At 61.5% G+C, this 14,361-nt stretch carries 21 protein-coding genes and 1 pseudogene; 8 read left to right on the plus strand and 14 right to left on the minus strand.

Going from position 1 to position 14,361, the window contains the following annotated elements; genetic code table 11:
- Positions 1 to 9 precede the first annotated feature (9 nt).
- From GIY56_RS16230 to GIY56_RS18955, 3 genes and pseudogenes are all read right to left on the minus strand, one after another.
- Positions 10 to 2,208: a relaxase/mobilization nuclease domain-containing protein gene (locus tag GIY56_RS16230; RefSeq protein ID WP_154765911.1), complete on the minus strand. Its 2,199-nt coding sequence runs from the start codon at positions 2,206 to 2,208 to the stop codon at positions 10 to 12.
- A complete protein-coding gene (locus GIY56_RS18420) occupies positions 2,205 to 2,450 on the minus strand; it encodes a hypothetical protein (RefSeq protein WP_196053670.1) in 246 nt (81 codons plus the stop codon). Before GIY56_RS18420 ends, GIY56_RS16230 begins: the two co-directional genes overlap by 4 nt.
- Positions 2,451 to 2,504: 54 nt before the next feature.
- Positions 2,505 to 2,744: pseudogene (locus GIY56_RS18955) on the minus strand (ribbon-helix-helix protein, CopG family); the annotation flags it as partial.
- 950 nt (positions 2,745 to 3,694) lie between these two features.
- Here GIY56_RS18955 and GIY56_RS16240 point away from each other — a divergent pair.
- From GIY56_RS16240 to GIY56_RS16255, 4 genes are read left to right on the plus strand one after another with little or no spacing between them, the layout of a single operon-like run.
- Positions 3,695 to 4,408 (plus strand): ParA family protein, encoded by a 714-nt coding sequence (locus GIY56_RS16240; protein WP_154765913.1) that lies wholly within the window; start codon positions 3,695 to 3,697, stop codon positions 4,406 to 4,408.
- Positions 4,408 to 5,124, plus strand: a complete 717-nt coding sequence (locus GIY56_RS16245; RefSeq protein WP_154765914.1) for a hypothetical protein — start codon at positions 4,408 to 4,410, stop codon at positions 5,122 to 5,124. The genes GIY56_RS16240 and GIY56_RS16245 overlap by 1 nt, the downstream gene beginning before the upstream one ends.
- Positions 5,125 to 5,157: 33 nt before the next feature.
- Positions 5,158 to 5,586, plus strand: a complete 429-nt coding sequence (locus GIY56_RS16250) for a hypothetical protein (RefSeq protein ID WP_230312580.1) — start codon at positions 5,158 to 5,160, stop codon at positions 5,584 to 5,586.
- Entirely contained in the window at positions 5,583 to 6,131 is a 549-nt protein-coding gene (locus GIY56_RS16255; protein ID WP_154765916.1) for a thermonuclease family protein, read from the plus strand. The genes GIY56_RS16250 and GIY56_RS16255 overlap by 4 nt, the downstream gene beginning before the upstream one ends.
- A gap of 35 nt (positions 6,132 to 6,166) precedes the next feature.
- On the opposite strand, the gene GIY56_RS16260 is transcribed toward GIY56_RS16255, so the two are convergent.
- From GIY56_RS16260 to GIY56_RS16280, 5 genes are read right to left on the minus strand one after another with little or no spacing between them, the layout of a single operon-like run.
- Positions 6,167 to 6,358, minus strand: coding sequence for a hypothetical protein (locus tag GIY56_RS16260; RefSeq protein WP_154765917.1), 192 nt, complete (start codon positions 6,356 to 6,358; stop codon positions 6,167 to 6,169).
- 57 nt (positions 6,359 to 6,415) lie between these two features.
- Positions 6,416 to 7,765: a class I SAM-dependent methyltransferase gene (locus GIY56_RS16265; protein WP_154765918.1), complete on the minus strand. Its 1,350-nt coding sequence runs from the start codon at positions 7,763 to 7,765 to the stop codon at positions 6,416 to 6,418.
- Positions 7,766 to 7,776: 11 nt separating this feature from the next.
- Positions 7,777 to 7,941 carry a hypothetical protein gene (locus tag GIY56_RS16270; RefSeq protein WP_154765919.1) on the minus strand — a complete coding sequence of 55 codons (165 nt, stop codon included), beginning with the start codon at positions 7,939 to 7,941 and terminating at the stop codon, positions 7,777 to 7,779.
- On the minus strand, positions 7,938 to 8,411 hold the full coding sequence (locus tag GIY56_RS16275; RefSeq protein WP_154765920.1) for a hypothetical protein: 474 nt from the start codon (positions 8,409 to 8,411) through the stop codon (positions 7,938 to 7,940). Before GIY56_RS16275 ends, GIY56_RS16270 begins: the two co-directional genes overlap by 4 nt.
- A gap of 10 nt (positions 8,412 to 8,421) precedes the next feature.
- Entirely contained in the window at positions 8,422 to 8,679 is a 258-nt protein-coding gene (locus GIY56_RS16280) for a hypothetical protein (protein WP_154765921.1), read from the minus strand.
- 949 nt (positions 8,680 to 9,628) lie between these two features.
- Here GIY56_RS16280 and GIY56_RS16285 point away from each other — a divergent pair.
- Positions 9,629 to 10,297, plus strand: coding sequence for a TetR-like C-terminal domain-containing protein (locus GIY56_RS16285; RefSeq protein WP_154765922.1), 669 nt, complete (start codon positions 9,629 to 9,631; stop codon positions 10,295 to 10,297).
- Here GIY56_RS16285 and GIY56_RS16290 read toward each other — a convergent pair.
- Positions 10,279 to 10,557: a hypothetical protein gene (locus GIY56_RS16290; RefSeq protein ID WP_154765923.1), complete on the minus strand. Its 279-nt coding sequence runs from the start codon at positions 10,555 to 10,557 to the stop codon at positions 10,279 to 10,281. The genes GIY56_RS16285 and GIY56_RS16290 overlap by 19 nt on opposite strands.
- Positions 10,558 to 10,622: 65 nt before the next feature.
- On the opposite strand from GIY56_RS16290, the gene GIY56_RS16295 reads away from it, so the two are divergent.
- A complete protein-coding gene (locus GIY56_RS16295; RefSeq protein ID WP_154765924.1) occupies positions 10,623 to 10,784 on the plus strand; it encodes a hypothetical protein in 162 nt (53 codons plus the stop codon).
- Between the two features lie 4 nt (positions 10,785 to 10,788).
- On the opposite strand, the gene GIY56_RS16300 is transcribed toward GIY56_RS16295, so the two are convergent.
- Genes GIY56_RS16300 through GIY56_RS16310 form a run of 3 tightly spaced genes read right to left on the minus strand, consistent with a single transcriptional unit; the run spans position 10,789 to position 11,593 of the window.
- Positions 10,789 to 11,046, minus strand: a complete 258-nt coding sequence (locus GIY56_RS16300) for a DUF982 domain-containing protein (RefSeq protein ID WP_154765925.1) — start codon at positions 11,044 to 11,046, stop codon at positions 10,789 to 10,791.
- A gap of 4 nt (positions 11,047 to 11,050) precedes the next feature.
- On the minus strand, positions 11,051 to 11,233 hold the full coding sequence (locus tag GIY56_RS16305) for a DUF3606 domain-containing protein (protein ID WP_154765926.1): 183 nt from the start codon (positions 11,231 to 11,233) through the stop codon (positions 11,051 to 11,053).
- Positions 11,234 to 11,257: 24 nt separating this feature from the next.
- Positions 11,258 to 11,593 carry a hypothetical protein gene (locus tag GIY56_RS16310; RefSeq protein ID WP_154765927.1) on the minus strand — a complete coding sequence of 112 codons (336 nt, stop codon included), beginning with the start codon at positions 11,591 to 11,593 and terminating at the stop codon, positions 11,258 to 11,260.
- Between the two features lie 85 nt (positions 11,594 to 11,678).
- Between GIY56_RS16310 and GIY56_RS16315 the strand changes: the two genes are divergently transcribed.
- Positions 11,679 to 11,906, plus strand: a complete 228-nt coding sequence (locus GIY56_RS16315; protein WP_154765928.1) for a type II toxin-antitoxin system VapB family antitoxin — start codon at positions 11,679 to 11,681, stop codon at positions 11,904 to 11,906.
- Positions 11,906 to 12,349, plus strand: a complete 444-nt coding sequence (locus tag GIY56_RS16320) for a PIN domain-containing protein (protein WP_154765929.1) — start codon at positions 11,906 to 11,908, stop codon at positions 12,347 to 12,349. The genes GIY56_RS16315 and GIY56_RS16320 overlap by 1 nt, the downstream gene beginning before the upstream one ends.
- Before the next feature lie 274 nt (positions 12,350 to 12,623).
- On the opposite strand, the gene GIY56_RS16325 is transcribed toward GIY56_RS16320, so the two are convergent.
- On the minus strand, positions 12,624 to 12,791 hold the full coding sequence (locus tag GIY56_RS16325; protein ID WP_154765930.1) for a hypothetical protein: 168 nt from the start codon (positions 12,789 to 12,791) through the stop codon (positions 12,624 to 12,626).
- Between the two features lie 172 nt (positions 12,792 to 12,963).
- Complete coding sequence (locus GIY56_RS16330; protein WP_154765931.1) at positions 12,964 to 13,854, minus strand: ArdC family protein; 891 nt, start codon at positions 13,852 to 13,854, stop codon at positions 12,964 to 12,966.
- Positions 13,855 to 14,361 lie beyond the last annotated feature (507 nt).

The raw sequence follows: 14,361 nt of genomic DNA on the forward strand, positions 1-14,361 counted from the left end.
GCCCTCCCCTTAGAGTTCGTGGCCTTCATCGCGGTCGCGTTCGCGCCGCCGCTCTGCTTCACGCTCGTATTCCCGCTCAAGGGTGGCCTGCTGCTCAATCTCCTTGTCGATCTGCATGATTTCACGGTCGGCCTGGATAGCAGAAATGGCGTCCGAACGATCCAGACCCCTGCTCTGCTCCGCCTCAAGATACCGCTCAGCCAGGTTCAACCGATCGGCCTTGTTCGGCATCATTTCCGCCAAGGGTTCGCTGTTGCCTCCGCGCAGTTCAAAGACAGCTTCCTTGCCTGCAACACGGTCCACGATTTGGGTCAGGCGCATTTGCTGCTCGTGGGTCAGACTATCCCGGCTGGATAGATCGCGGGCTTCCTCGATCATGGCCTGCCGGTTCTCGATCTCCTCGACAAGATCGCGGTCGTCCACGGCAGCGACATGCTCTGCCACGATGCTGCGGTCCGACACGGCCCGGTAGATCTCGGCAAGATCGCGATACGCCTGCCGTGAACCATCCTCGGATTCGATGTCATAGCCGCGTGCTTTGGCAATTCTCTCGGCATCCGCCGCAACCCAATGTGCCTCAAGGGCGGCAGACCGGGCCTCGATAGCCACGCGGGCCGCAACCTCGTCTGGATCAATGCCGGTGCCTTCCAGAACGGTGGCAAGCTGGCTGCGGTCCATTCCGGCAACTGCTTCGCGGTGCCCGTCTGCATAGATCGTCCCTTTGGCCGGTTCGCGATACTCGGCGCGATCAAGCCCGATGGTCAGGCGTTCCACGTCGCGCACAGCGGCAAAATACTGCGCCTCGACCCCCGGTCTACTGCTCGGGTCAAGCTGCGAAATCGTCTCGCGCACCTCGGCCAGCTTCTCGCGGGCTTCCTCGATGACGACAAGCGCCTTGGCGGCGTCCGCGGCAAGCTCGTCCTCGCGGGGCATCACAGCCTCCCGCTCGGCATCGGCCATGGGGATCGGGCCGGGTGAGTCCAGGGCATCGGCTTGGCGAGCTTGCTGCATAGTATGGCTCCTGACTTTCTCGAATATCTCTGGGGTCAATGAAAGGCCGCGTTCCAGTAGGTCGGCGGCGGCGGAAAAGCCGCGCGACAGCGCGGAAAAGCCGTCTGCAAAGGCGGCAGACAGGGAACGGTATTCGGCGGCATGAGCCAGGACCTGCTCACGCTTCCATTCCGCGACGTTCTGCTCGCGGGCGGTCGGTGCAGGTTCATGCTCGGCAGCATGGGCAATGTCTCTCTCGGGCAGTTCGACGGCCCATTGGTTCCGATGCGTCTCGATGGTGCGACCGTCGCGCGTCTGGATCAGGACGGCCTTTTTCCCTTCATGGGTGATGCGGATGGCATCCCCCTTCTCGGCCCCGCTGGCTTCCATGACCAGGCTAAGCTCCTTGCCCCACAGCGTCTTTTCGCCCTGGGGCGTCTCCACAGTGACAAAGTAGTTAATCCGCTCCTTGGGGTTGTTCTGGAACGGGGCTGCGCCGTGGTCGATCAGCGTTCCAGCAAGCCCGCGAACGGCAGGCGCGCGGGTGCGTTCGTTCTCATTTTCGCTGACGACACCCCGTGAAAGCTTGCTGCTGTTGACCATTTCGATGCCGTGGGCGGCGGCATGTTCAACGATGGTATCCTTCATCCGGTCATAGGTGAATTCGCCGTCACGGGCGAAGAAGAACCACTCTCCTTCGGCGTTTTTGCGGTCCACGACGATGTGGACATGCGGGAAGCCGTTATCGGTATGCAGGGCGGCGATGTAGTTGAACCGGCTGCGGTCTTGGTCGAAAATGTCATGGCAAGTGCCGCGCATGATGGCGGCCACCTTCTCGGGGTCGGTCCCGCGCGGAAAGCTAGCAACCATGTGCATTGAATAGCCAGACTTAACGCGATCATCCCAACCGTCAGCCCAGTCCTTGGCTATCGCCTCGCTGAAATGCTCCGGCAGGTGGTCCAGCCGGTCATAGTCCTTGCCGGGGTCGATGATGTGTTCAGCCTTGCCCAAGACGTAGCCAAGCTGCGCAGCCAGACCCAACGGCCCTTTGCACCCCCCGTTCGGGACAACCTTGAAAACGACTTGGGGCAAGCCCCGGACGTTGCCTATCGCCCGCCCGGTTCGTCCCGTCCGCAACCGAAAGGCTTGATTTACGCCACCGCCACCGCGGTTCTTGGCCCAATCAAACCTTCCAATGACGAAACTGGACTGGCTCATGCGCCGTCGCCTTTGCGCAGGATGGCATCAACCCGCGCCTTCCGGCGCTTCGCCGCATGGACAAACAGGCGGTCAATGTCCTTCGCCAGTGCCTTCAAGGCCCGCTCGGAAGCCTCGATCTGCGCCTGCTGGTCCTTGTTCGGTGAAGCCCGACCTTGCAGCAACGCCTCGCGGTTCAGGTGCGCGGCGATCTGGTTGAGGTTCCCGCCCACGGCTTTGACCTGCCGCGACAGGTCCGTCATGGCCTCTACCATCTCTGGATCAGGCTCAAGGAAACCTGCTGCAAGCCGAAGAACGCGACGCCCAAGGGCCGAACGAGACAAGCCCATGCGACCTGAAAGGACATCGAGAGCTGCCAGCTCCTCGGGGGACAGGCGGATCGTGACGCGTGCAGAGTCCAAGGCAGGGTTGCCGGGTCGACCGTGCTTCTCAATGGCACGGTAAACGGTAGGCCTTGAAACCCTCAACCGGCGTGCAATCGACGTAACACTCTCGCCGCCCTGAAAGGCGACAAAAATCTCGCGACTTTCGGCCATAGAAAGCCGTCGCCCAGTTGGTTTTGGTGAGTGTAACGCTGCCAAGCTACATTTCCTGCTACAGTTCCAACCAAGGTAGAACTTTAGAGCGCTGCTGACAAGCAAAGCGGCGTGCTAAAAAGGTCTGCCTTGGGTGTCCGCTACGGTGAGCGAAGCGAAGGTTGGCGGCGCCTTGGCGACGACAAACCGAACACCCGTCCTGGGCGTGAGCCGTTGGTCGATTTGGCCCCTCAAATCGACCTCGCCACCGCCTCGGAATAGATCAGGGGGTGCAGTGTGCAATTTTCTTTTGCGCAGAGGCTCGGAGAGGGCCGCCTACAGGGTGCAAGACATCATCAAGCTACACGGGTAGCCAAACGACCCAAACCCCTCCACAGCGCCGCTGAGAGCCATTTTGCGGAAGTGCAGAATTCACCTTGCCTGCCTTGCTGGAACTTGCTCGCTCTAGCCCCAGACAATGCCGGCGACCATGCTCTCCTGCTGTTAGTCCAGATGCCGCTTGTCCACTTGCCACTTGTCCTATTGCGACTTGTCCTGTTGCCCCTTGTCATGTTGCTTCCTATCCGCTTGCCTCTTGTCCACTTGCCTCTTATCCAATTGCTGCTTGTCTTTTTGCTGCTTATCTTCTTGCTGCTTATCGTTTCGCCACTCGTCTTGTTGCCACTCGTCCTGTTGCCACTTATCCACTTGCCGGTTATCTAGTTGCTGATTGAACAGTTGCCTTTTGTCTAATTGCCGCAAGTCTAATTGCCGATTGGCACATTGCCACTTGTTAGATCGCTACTCGTCTACTTGCCCTTTGTCGTATTGCTCCTTGTCCGGTTGCCGCTTGTCCGCTAGTCTATTGTCTAGTTGCCCTTAGTCCGGTTGCCGCTTGTCGGCGTATCTTGACCGCTGCATGTTCTTCAACGTATGCGCGGTATTAACAAAAATGTACATACAGGTGGACAATGCTGACGATCTCTCTTGTGGGTCAGAAGGGTGGGGGCGGGAAAAGCACTTGCTGCTGGATACTTGCGCAGGCGGTGCTGGCCCGGCCCGGCAACCTCAAGGTTCTGCTGATCGAAACCGACTCCCAAGGCTCGACCATAGGATACGTGTCGGCCGCTCTAACAAATTACCCTGACATGGCTGAACGCTTGTTCTGTGAGCGCGCGACGACTGCCGACGAAGTTTATGAGTTGATCGAACAGGCCGAGGAAAACGGCATAGATTACGTCATTGTGGACACCGAGGGCCGCCACTCCGATCTGGCCCGAGGCGTCATGGTCATATCTGACAAGATCATCATACCCGTAAAGCCCGTGACCCATGAATATCGCAGCCAACTGGCGACTGCCGCAGTCTATGAGACTGTCCGCGATTCATTCGTGTCCCAGGGCGAGACACCGCCACCCTGCGGTATGCTGCTGAATAACATCAAACCATCACAGAAGCTGACGGTTGAGCAGGCTCAAGCCTTGGGTGAAATCAGCCAGCATCCAATGATCTTGCCGTTCTTCATGCCGAACCGAAGCAACTTTGAAACGCTTGGCGAGGGTCGCATCCTTGTCAAAGAGCTAGAGGCATTAACGAACAAAATGCAGGGGTTTAAGCGCAAACAGACTGAATCGGACCTGACCGAAGCTGAAAATATCCTTAAAGCGATTGAGGGAATGTCGTGATGGCCGACCTTGGCAAGCACCTGTCTAAGAACCAAGATCGCTTCAAAAAAAGGGAAGCATTGAAGGCCGCTCAATCCTTGCCCATGCCTGATCCCATGATCGGCTATGGGCAAGCGGCAACGTCCCGGAAGGGCACTGTCGCTGCTGATCCTGCGCCCATGTCACCAGCTACAGAGCGTTTGCAGGCGGAACCGCAGACGCAGACAGTTGCAGAGGACAAGCCAGTGAAGGACCCGACCCAGGATGCCGCCTCTACGGAGACAGCCTCGGTCAAGGCCGACACGAGGACTGCGCCTGAAGATCAAGCCCCTGATCGGGAGGCAAAGGCTAAACGGCGAACGCCGCAAGCCAAGGACGGCGTCATGACCATCAAGAACACCTACAGATTTACCGAAGCCGACTACAAGCGGGCGGAAACGATTGCGAAGAACCTGGGCGTCACCCCAGAGGTCATTCTCTTGAAGGTAGTCCAGTCGGTCGTTCTGGAAGATGCGGATTTCACGGAAGCGGGTGAGAAGCCCCGCTCGGGGCCGATCGTCCGTCGCGAACTCAAATTCCCGAAGAAGCAGGCCACAGCATGGATCGCGGCACATGATCCTCTCGGCGTCATTTCCCGGCAGGGCGATGTGCTGCGTCAGGTCGCATACAATGCCCTGGACCGGACCGCCGAAAAGCTGCTTCCGCAGCTTGAAGCAATAAAGCGTAACGCTGGCTGATCCAGCGTGATCGCTTCCCGCAACTGATGCCGGATGGAAGGAATTGAAATGAAAAGCTTTGTAGTTTCAGCATTCTCTCTTGCCGTCATGGCCCTGCCGGTGGGCGCGGCAGAATGGCAATCGGCCGAAGATAAGGGCATCTTCCTGTACACGATCCAAGAGGGCACGGCCCGTCTTGAACTGGTGTGCGATCCCGAGGGCGCTTGGCTGCCGCCAGAGTATCATGTTGTCGTGACCCCGGCACCAGGACAGTTTCTTGAGGGCACCACGATCGAGGTCCGCACGGAAACGGAAACGCAGACCTTCCCCTTGTCGGGCGGGTCCATCGTCAGCCGTGAACCCGAAGTCTGGAACAAGGTTGTCGCCACCCTTGCCAAGCCGGGGCCGATCACTTTCAGCGCGGGCGGGCAGGACGTGTCCTTCACCATCGAGAATGAACTGAAGGCGGACTGCACCATATGATCGGCCGAAAGCTCCGCGTCGGTCCTGGCGCGGCCATTGGGGTTGTCCTGCTTGGGGCGATCCTCGCCGGCATGGCTGATGAACTGTCAAAGGAAGCCGAGAACGTCTTTGGCGATCTGTTCCGGCCGCAAGGCGAGATCCTGTCAGGGCCGGTGCGCATGATCGACGCTGACACGCTGGACGTGGACGGCACGCGGGTTCGCCTGTTCGGCATCGACGCCGTGGAAAAGAACCAGATATGCCAAGACAGGGCAGGGGAAGATTGGCCCTGCGGTCGTCAGGCGACCGAGAAACTGGCTGCCGCTCTCGATGGACAGAACGTGCGGTGCATCGTGCAAGACACGGATCGCTATGGCCGGGCGGTTTCCGTCTGCGAAGCTGGCGGCAAGGACATTAATTATTGGGTCGTCCGCAACGGATGGGCCGTGGCCTACACCCGTTATAGCCGGGCCTATGAACAGGCCGAAGCCAAAGCCCGTGCCGAGGGAAACGGCATCTTCGCCGGATCGTTCATCCCGCCAGAGGAATGGCGGCGCCAGCGATAAGGACAAGGGGCGGGCACTTGCCTGCCCCGATGCTGTCAGGCATCGGGCAGGACAGGGCCGGGGTAGGGGTTCGCGGGTCCGTAGCGCACGCCGTCCTGCTCGAAGCAGCCATTGAAGCCGCACAGCCAGGCGCGGTGCAATTCGCTGCGCGCGGCAAGGCGGCGCAGCCAACGCGGCATGACGCGGCCGGAATGTCCCGCCAGATAGATGCGCAGATGAAGGTTCATGGGGTGATCCGTGAAAGGGACAGGGGCAGGCACATAGCCTGCCCCTGTCGTTTTCAGTTACGCCTTGGGCTTGTGATAGACGCAATAGCCGGTCGGAACATTGGTGCCGGAGCTGGCGAAGCTGCCAACGGGAAGATCGTTCCAGCGGCCTATGGTGGTGCCGTGGTCATAATGGGCCGTCGCGGGCAGGATGCAGACCAGGACGCCGCCCGGCTTCAGGAACTTCACCGCATGATCGAGGTGCAGCTTGTAGTGTCGGCCATAGAAGGGCGGGTTCATCACGACTGCATCAAAGCGCGGATCGGGCGCGACCTGCAGAAAATTGGCGGTCATGACCGAATGGCCCTTGGCGCGGGCCTGCTCGGCGCGGCCTGCGTCATACTCGATGCCGGTCACGATGACAGGGGCGCGGCCGCGCCTGTCCTCGGGGTTGTCGTTCCACGCGGCCAACTCGTCCATGATCCGGCCGTCACCGCAGGACGGTTCAAGGATCTGTTCGCCACCTGACAGGTGCAGGGCGCTGACAACCTCCTGCGCCACGCGGCGGGGCGTGGGATAGAATTGCAGATCGCGGGCAACCTCCGTGCTTGGCCGCTTGGCCTCGGCCTCGGTCGGTGCGTCGGGAAGAACTTCGCCATAGAACTCGGCCAGGGCGCGGTTGATGTCGCGCCGTCCATCCTCGTTGAAGATCAGATGCACGTTGCCGTTCTTGAAGGCGCGGATGAAGCCCGCGCAGCAATCGGCCTCGCCGGGCCGCTCGGCCTCCTTCATCATGTCGGCAAACTCGCGGTATTCATAGCGCGGCTGGCCGCGATAAACGCGCAGGGCGTTCAAGGTGTCCTTCAGCCGCTCCTGGCCCCAACCGTTCCACCCGGTCGCGCTGCCGATGATGATGCGCTTGGGCAGACCCTCGACGCCGATCTTCACCTTGGAATGGCTCTTGTAGGCCGGGTCCAGATCGCAAAAGCACTCGGCCAGGCCCTTGAGGACGTGAAACCGGGGGTCCAGCAGGTAATCCCCGAACACGTCCGCAAGATTGGGCAGGGTGAAGGGCAGGGGGTTGGTCAGCTTGAGGTCAAGCTGCTTGCGGTCCTTGGCACTGGCAATGCGCTCGATCTGCAAGCCCTCATAGACATGCTTCCAGGCTGACCGCAGCAGGGCAAGCCGCACATCGCGTTCATAGAGGCTCGGGCTGCGGGAAAAGACCTGACCGCCATAAGCTCCGCCGATGCTGGCGGCAACATTGACCGCTGCCTCGGCCCGGCTGAAGTCGGCAATCACCTCGGGAATGGCCGCGGCCTTCTCGTCATACTCGGCCACGATCTCGGACAGGCTGCGGCGCAGGGCCGGCGCTGCATGTTCCTGCGTCTCTCCGATCTTCGGAAACTCGGTGTCGTGATAGGTCATGTCGTCAACCGTCAGCCTTGGCCCAGGAAACGCTCGAAGGCGGTCCGGCCGTTGTCGGTTACTTCCCAAACCTCATGGCCGTGGCGGCGCGCAAAGCGCCATGCCAAGGCCTCGGTGTCATGGGCGCGGGGAAGGGCGCCCGGATGCGCCCTTGTTTCGATGATCCGCCATGTCATGCGATCGCCTCCTGCCGGGCGGCGAAGGCATCGAGCATGAGATAAAGCGTCTCCATGGTGGGCGCGTCGCCATAGATGACGTCTCGGCCAGCCAGGGTCGGGTCAGCCTCGCACTTGGCGCGGACGCGCCTGTCATGATCGAGATAGGCGTTGACGGTGAAGCGGCTTTCGCCTGCGCCGCTGTCATAGAAATAGACGTGCCACTTGAGAAGCTGGTCGGGGTTGTCGTCGGCTTCGGCCATCAACTCCTGTGCGGCCAAGGTCTGAACCTCGAAGGACCGGGCGCAATCGCGGATGAAGCCGTTGCTCTTTGGCCCCTTAAAGTCGGCGCTGTCGCGGATGCCGAACACGTTGCCGGGGCAACGCTCGGCAACAAGGCGGGCCAGGATCTGTGCGCTGCGGGCACTGCCAGTCGCGGCAACATAGAGGGCCGGGTGCATGTCGATCTGGACCACGGAAAAATAGGTCATCGCCGCCTCCTTATTGGCTCAGGGCGGCATAGGTGCCGCGATCTTCGTAGCGAATGATGGGTTCGCCGGTCTGCGACAGGCCACCCCAGCAGGGGCCGACAAATCCCGCAATCTTCGGCTGGCCCTGCAATTCGGGGCGCAGGCGGGTGCGGGTTTCAAGCCCGGTGATTTCGGTTCCCATGTCCTCGACCCATGCGGCAAGGTTATCGGTCATGATGCGGGTCATGCCGCTGTCATCGGTCATGGTGACAATCTCGAACAAAGCCATTCCGGCCTCCTTGTGGTGCTGCCCTTTGCCGGTCTGGTGCCGGATCATCGGGCGGGGTTTCTGGCGAGGAAGCGCGAAGCGCGCGCCTCTCCTGAAACCCTGCCTCCCGGCGAGGGCAGGAGGGGGACCCGGGCAAGGCTGTCCGTAGGGGCGAAGGGGAGGGGGATCACCTGGCCTGCACGCAGCCAAAGGCGGAGGAAGGCTGGGGAAACCCCTTCGCCCCGTGAAGCGGACGGCCTTGCGTGGGGGAACCGGCTGTTCCCATGAACGGACACGCGCCCATCGCGCGTGGCCCCACAAGGCCGGGGCGTTCGGCTTGACCGAATCCCCCGGCCAGGCGCGGCCACGCGCCTTTGCTTCGATCCCCGCCCTTCGCGGGGATCTCTGCATCATCTTTCCCGGTCGAAGCTATCCAGCCTGCCGCCTTTGTGCTGGCGGCGGGCCTTGCAGGGCGGCGAGCTGGCCGCGCCCACCATGGAGCGAAGGGAAGCGAGACGCCCTGTGGGAAGGTTCGACCGGACCACGAAACCGCCCGCCCGGTTGACCACAGGCTGTTTGCTCGATCCCTGTGGTCTCGCTTACAGCCTGCTACGGCCTCCCCCTGTCCCTCCCAAGGTCGGGCCAGTGCGAGGCTGGACAACCGGGCTTCCCCGCAAGCGATCGCCACCCGAAGAGCCGAGACTGGGCAGCTGGACCGACTATTGCGGCCCCGCACAGGCTGGCTCGGGACGAGACGGGCGGTGCGGGAAAAGCCGGAAAGGAGGGGCAGGGGTCCAGGCTCGGGGCGCAGGCCGGTGCCAGCCGGCCGAAGCCTGGAGCGCGGTCCCGGACAAGGCCGGGATGCGGCATATTAGCCAAAGGGACCGAAAAGAAATTTCCTTCTCTTTCGCTTGTTCCTGCGCTGCCGTAAGCAAAATTGGGAAACCATTCCATTGCAAGTCAAAGTGTCATGAACGCCCCCTTTCACCCCGGCCAACATCTGCTCTCGGACGCCATCAGCACAGCCAGCCGTCTGGCTGCCAAGACGGGTGAGCTGCCGGATCTGAAAACACTGGCGAAAGAGCTGGGGGTCGAGGAGGATCTGCTCAAGCAGGTTATTTTCGACCGTGAGCATCTGGTTGCGGCGATGGCTGATGTGGCTCTGCAGCGGCTGCTGCACACGATTACCCAAGAGATGGCCCGGCGTTCATCCCCCGTCGATCAGCTTGAGGCAATCGCTGTCGCCTATGTTGATTGGGCGCGTCTCTATCCGCAGGAGTTCCGGCTTGTCGGGGAAATGCCTGCTCATGTTTTTGAAAACCATCCTCGTCTTCTGCAATACGAGCAATCGGTCCATGCCCTTGTCATGAAGATCCTGCAGCGCGCCCAAGAGGAAGGCTATCTTGATCCGGACGAAGACCTGGTGATGCTGCGGGCCATGAGCCATACCTACATGTATGGCGTCATCACCAAGATGCTGCTTGGCGATCTCAACCGCTGGACGCCCGGCTCAACCGACCAGGACGCGGCACGAACCGCTGTGCAGGTGTTCAACAGAAAAATGTTCAGGTCTCCGGCTTCTTGCTCTGACGCAAGAGGGGCAGGGGCAGGGTCACAACCTCACCTCGAACTGGTTTGACTCTGCTCTGGGCCGCATTGCGCATCAAAGGCTGCCAGCAGTTTTTCTAGGCCCAGCATGTCACACAAGAACCTGACCGCCTCGGGGTCGTTCTCTTCGGCCTGAAAGGCGGTAGCATAGAGATTGTCGGCCAGAGCCTTGAGGGCACGCGCCCGTTCGGCTGTAAGATTTTCTTCGGTCGACGCGTATTCAATGTCGGCGGCGGCATCACGGGCAGCCGTGATGATTGCCGCAACGATGGTTGGCAGATTTCCGGTCATTGCCTGCTCGTGTTGGGTGAGGTTTATGGCGGCCGACCAGACAGCGGAAACGGAAGGAATGGAAGATGGCAGATGATGTTGTTCGCAAGGTAGTCGGCTATCTCCGCCAGATCGAGAAGCTGGCCGAGAAAGGCGATCTTGACGGGGTTCTGCTCGAAGCGCGTCTGGCCCTTCGCCTGTGCAATGCTCCGTCTAGCAGCGACACGACCTCCGACGCCAAGGCGTGAGCTGCTAGTTTTCGCGGACGAACACCCCGGCTGACGTCAGCGCCTGGATGAAGTCGGCCCTGACCTGTTCCGGCGTCACGGTGCCTTCAGCAAAGGCGATGCAGGAGCCGGCCGCCTGCCGGTAGGCAGGATCGGCCGGATCGCATTGCTCCATCAGCGCCCGGCCCATGCCGTTGGCATCGTTGACAGTGCGAAACCGACTGTCTGTCTCTTGATAGGACACCGGCCGGATCGTGCGCAGCCCGCTTGCTTGGCCCGCCATGGTCTCAATCCTCGGACAGCTTGCGCTCGACCTTTTTGCGGCTGTTGCCTTCGGACTTCACGGCCTCGCGCACCTGGTCCTTGGACACATCCATCTTCTCGGCCTCGTAGCGGACTTCATGATCCTGTCCGGCTGCGACCTGACGGCGATCCTGGGCGCGGCCCCGCTTTGTCTGTTCCTTGGTCATCGTTGCCTCCATACCTGTGAAGGATCAACGCGGTAGCCTGTGCGATGTTTCCGACAGGGATGAGGAGCGGCGGCGCAGGATCACCAGATAGATGAACATGCCCCAGGCAAAGAGGTCGAACACCCGCTGGATATAGACCAGCACGAGGTGCAGGCTCGTGCCGATGAGGGGCACCACCGTCAGCGCCTCGCCATGATAATAGAGCGACATGGCGAAGGCGAAGTTGAACAGAAACAGCAGGACGGCCGCCGCCTTCAGCCCGCCGAGCTCAGTGGCGGGCGTGCCGTGCGCGTAGCGTAGGGCATCGACCGGCTGAAGCAGCAGGAAGCGGATACGGCCTGTCACTGTGTCAGGGTACATGGCCTGAACCTCATTCCGGCTTGCTGACGATTATGCGCGTGTATAGACTATTTTGCAAATGCTGTACATACAGATTAGGACGCACATGGCCAAGTTATCCATCCGCGATGAGGGCGTGAATGATCTGGCGGAAACGCTGGCGGAGATGCTGGGCGTCACCAAGACAGAAGCGGTGCGGCAGGCGATCCAGAACGAGATCGAGCGGTTGCGGTCCATACCGACCATCGAGGACCAGATTGCCGCCTTGCAGGAGAAGGTGAAGGACTACGGCTTCAAGTCCACGCGCATTGTTCCGCCGAAGGGCAAACGCTGATGTTCATTGATAGCTCTGCTTTCCTTGCCATCCTTGGCAACAGGTCTGACGCGGCCTTGCTGGTGGAAAAGATCAAGAACAGCCGCAAGCCCTGCAAGACCTCGGCCAGCGTGCGCCTTGATGTGGTCATGGCTCTGACTGAGAGCCGCGCGGACACGCGCGGCGTCTCGGCCGAGGCGGTTGAACAGGCCACGGAGATTTTCGACAACCTGCTGCAAATCCTGAAGGTCTATGAAGTCGCGATCAGCCCGCGCATTGCGGCTGAAGGGTGCAGGCTTGCGGCCCGGTTCGGCCAGCAGGCAGATCACCCGGCGAAACTGACGGTGCAGACCTGTCTGGCGCTTGCGGCCGCGGAGTCGTTGCGCCTCCCGGTCCTGCACAGCAACCCGACCATCGACAGGATCACGGAACAGGATTGGGTGGCCTGGCGGACTGGGGAATGAGACGCGAAGGCTGATCTTGACTGCGGTGCAAAGCAGGGGAACCCTCTTGGCAACCTTGCGTTGAGAGACACAACCTCCCTGTTGAAACTCTGGCCCCGCCCCCTTTTGGCGGGGTTTCTTTATGGGATGACGGCGCAGCCGTCTCCGGTTGCCGCGTTCGCGGCTCCCGTGCGGACAGCGCAAGGCCAGGCGGGGCGGGGCCGGCTCGACGGCTCCGCCCCGCCTGGTCAACCAGATCGGCAGAGAAAGCTCCTGCTGCTGCGGGGGCCGGGTGTCAGATCGCCCCGATAAACCGCTCTCCGCGCGTGGGGTGCATTTCGTAAAAGAGAACCTCGATGCCGAGGCGGGCGGCGCGGCGTTGGCCCCGCCGCTCTGCTTCTGCCAAGGTGGCACAGATGATGGGCAGGTCGTCGGGGTCGTCGCAGATCTCGTAGGTCGTCACAAGGAAACTCCCGGCTTGAAATTTCCGGCCCTATTCAGCCAGCCGCGCGCCGTGGCGCAGTCCATGCAGATGCAGGTGCCGGTTCCCTCGACCATGACCGGCGCGAAATAGACCCAAGGATTGCTCCTGCCGCATTTGCGGCAGGACAGGTCGAGCAGGGGGTGGGGGCCGCTCATGCGGCCCTCTTTTCTTCAGCCTCGTCGGGCTTCCCCTTCATCAGCCATTCGGCGGCCTTCTGCGCCTCGCTGGCGGCTTTGAAGATCAGGCGCTTGTCATTTTTCATAGCCCGCAACCAGCTTTGAACGTAGGCGCCGGACTGCGCGAAATCGGGAGTCAGGCCAAGCCGCGCGCAGGTCATGCAGTTGCCGATCTCCGCGATCAACTCCTCAAACGCCACGGCCTTGCGGTCGTTGAAGCGGGAAAAGCGGTCAAGGCGGCTCTTGTGGCCGGTTGCATGAATTTGCTCATGGGCAAGGGTGCCGTAAAATCCAGCGGCGCTGTGAAAGGTCGCAATCGGTGGCATATGGATGAAGTCGGAGCCGATGTCATAGAAGGCGCGGGGGTCGTCGCTGGTGCGGAGTTCAATCCCGGTTGCCGCGAAAAAGGCGTCAAGGACCGGGTCGGCCTCGGTGCCAAGGTCGCGCGGGGCCTCGGCAGGGGTGCCGTAGTGCTCAGTGGGCAGGCCGTCGATCTGCTCGGCGTTAAACACGCGGTAGGCTTTCAGGTAGGGCAGGCGGCGTTCCTCCCCCGTTTCCGCGTCCTCGCGCTCAAAGGTGCCGTATTTGACAACGGTTGACGATGTCTCGCCCTTGCGGACCTGTCCGCCTGCCTCTTGAGCCTGCTTGTAGGTGAACCAGCGGGGCGCGCGATAGCCTTTGGCATCAGCGGCCAGCCACAACATCAGGACGTTGATGCCGGAATAGGGTTCGCCGTTGCTCCTGAGCGGGAAGGGTGCGCCGCCCTTGTCTCCGGTCCACGGCTTGCGCCATGCCGGGGTGCCTGCCTCGATGCTGGCAATGATGCTGTCGGTGACGTGGGCGTAGAGGTCAAACTTGTCAGCCATTTGTTGCTCTCCTTTAGCGACGGGGCGGCCGGGTCTTCTGCCCGTTCCGCCGATGGGCGAGCCTTCCTGATCTGTTTTCTGAAAGGCCCATGCCTTTCGGAAAGCAGAGCGGGGAGGGCGCAGCCCTGCCCGTGGCCCCGGCCGAGACTGTCACGGGGTCGGGAAGGCGGGGTGGTGCGGCCCGCAGCCCGGCAACGGGCGAGGACACGGCCCGCCTGGACGACGACGCCCAAAGGGCGGCGCTTGCCCCTTGACCGGCTCGGGTGGGGATGCGTGGCGGACAGGAAAACAAAAAGGCTGCGGACGGGGGTGAGCGGGCGAAAGCCCGTCGATCCTCCGGAACGACGAAAGGATCATCTTGGCCCGCGCCGCGCGCGGGCCTCTCCCGTGTCTTCTTCTTGGCCCGCGCCGCAACGGCATGGGAGGTCAGAACGGAAAGCAGCTATCTCCGGGCTTCACCGGCAGTCTGCAACTGCCCGCCCGGTTGACCACAGGCCCTTGCTCGAT

Source organism: Paracoccus lichenicola (assembly GCF_009708075.1).
In the GTDB taxonomy this organism is placed as follows: Bacteria; Pseudomonadota; Alphaproteobacteria; order Rhodobacterales; family Rhodobacteraceae; genus Paracoccus; species Paracoccus lichenicola.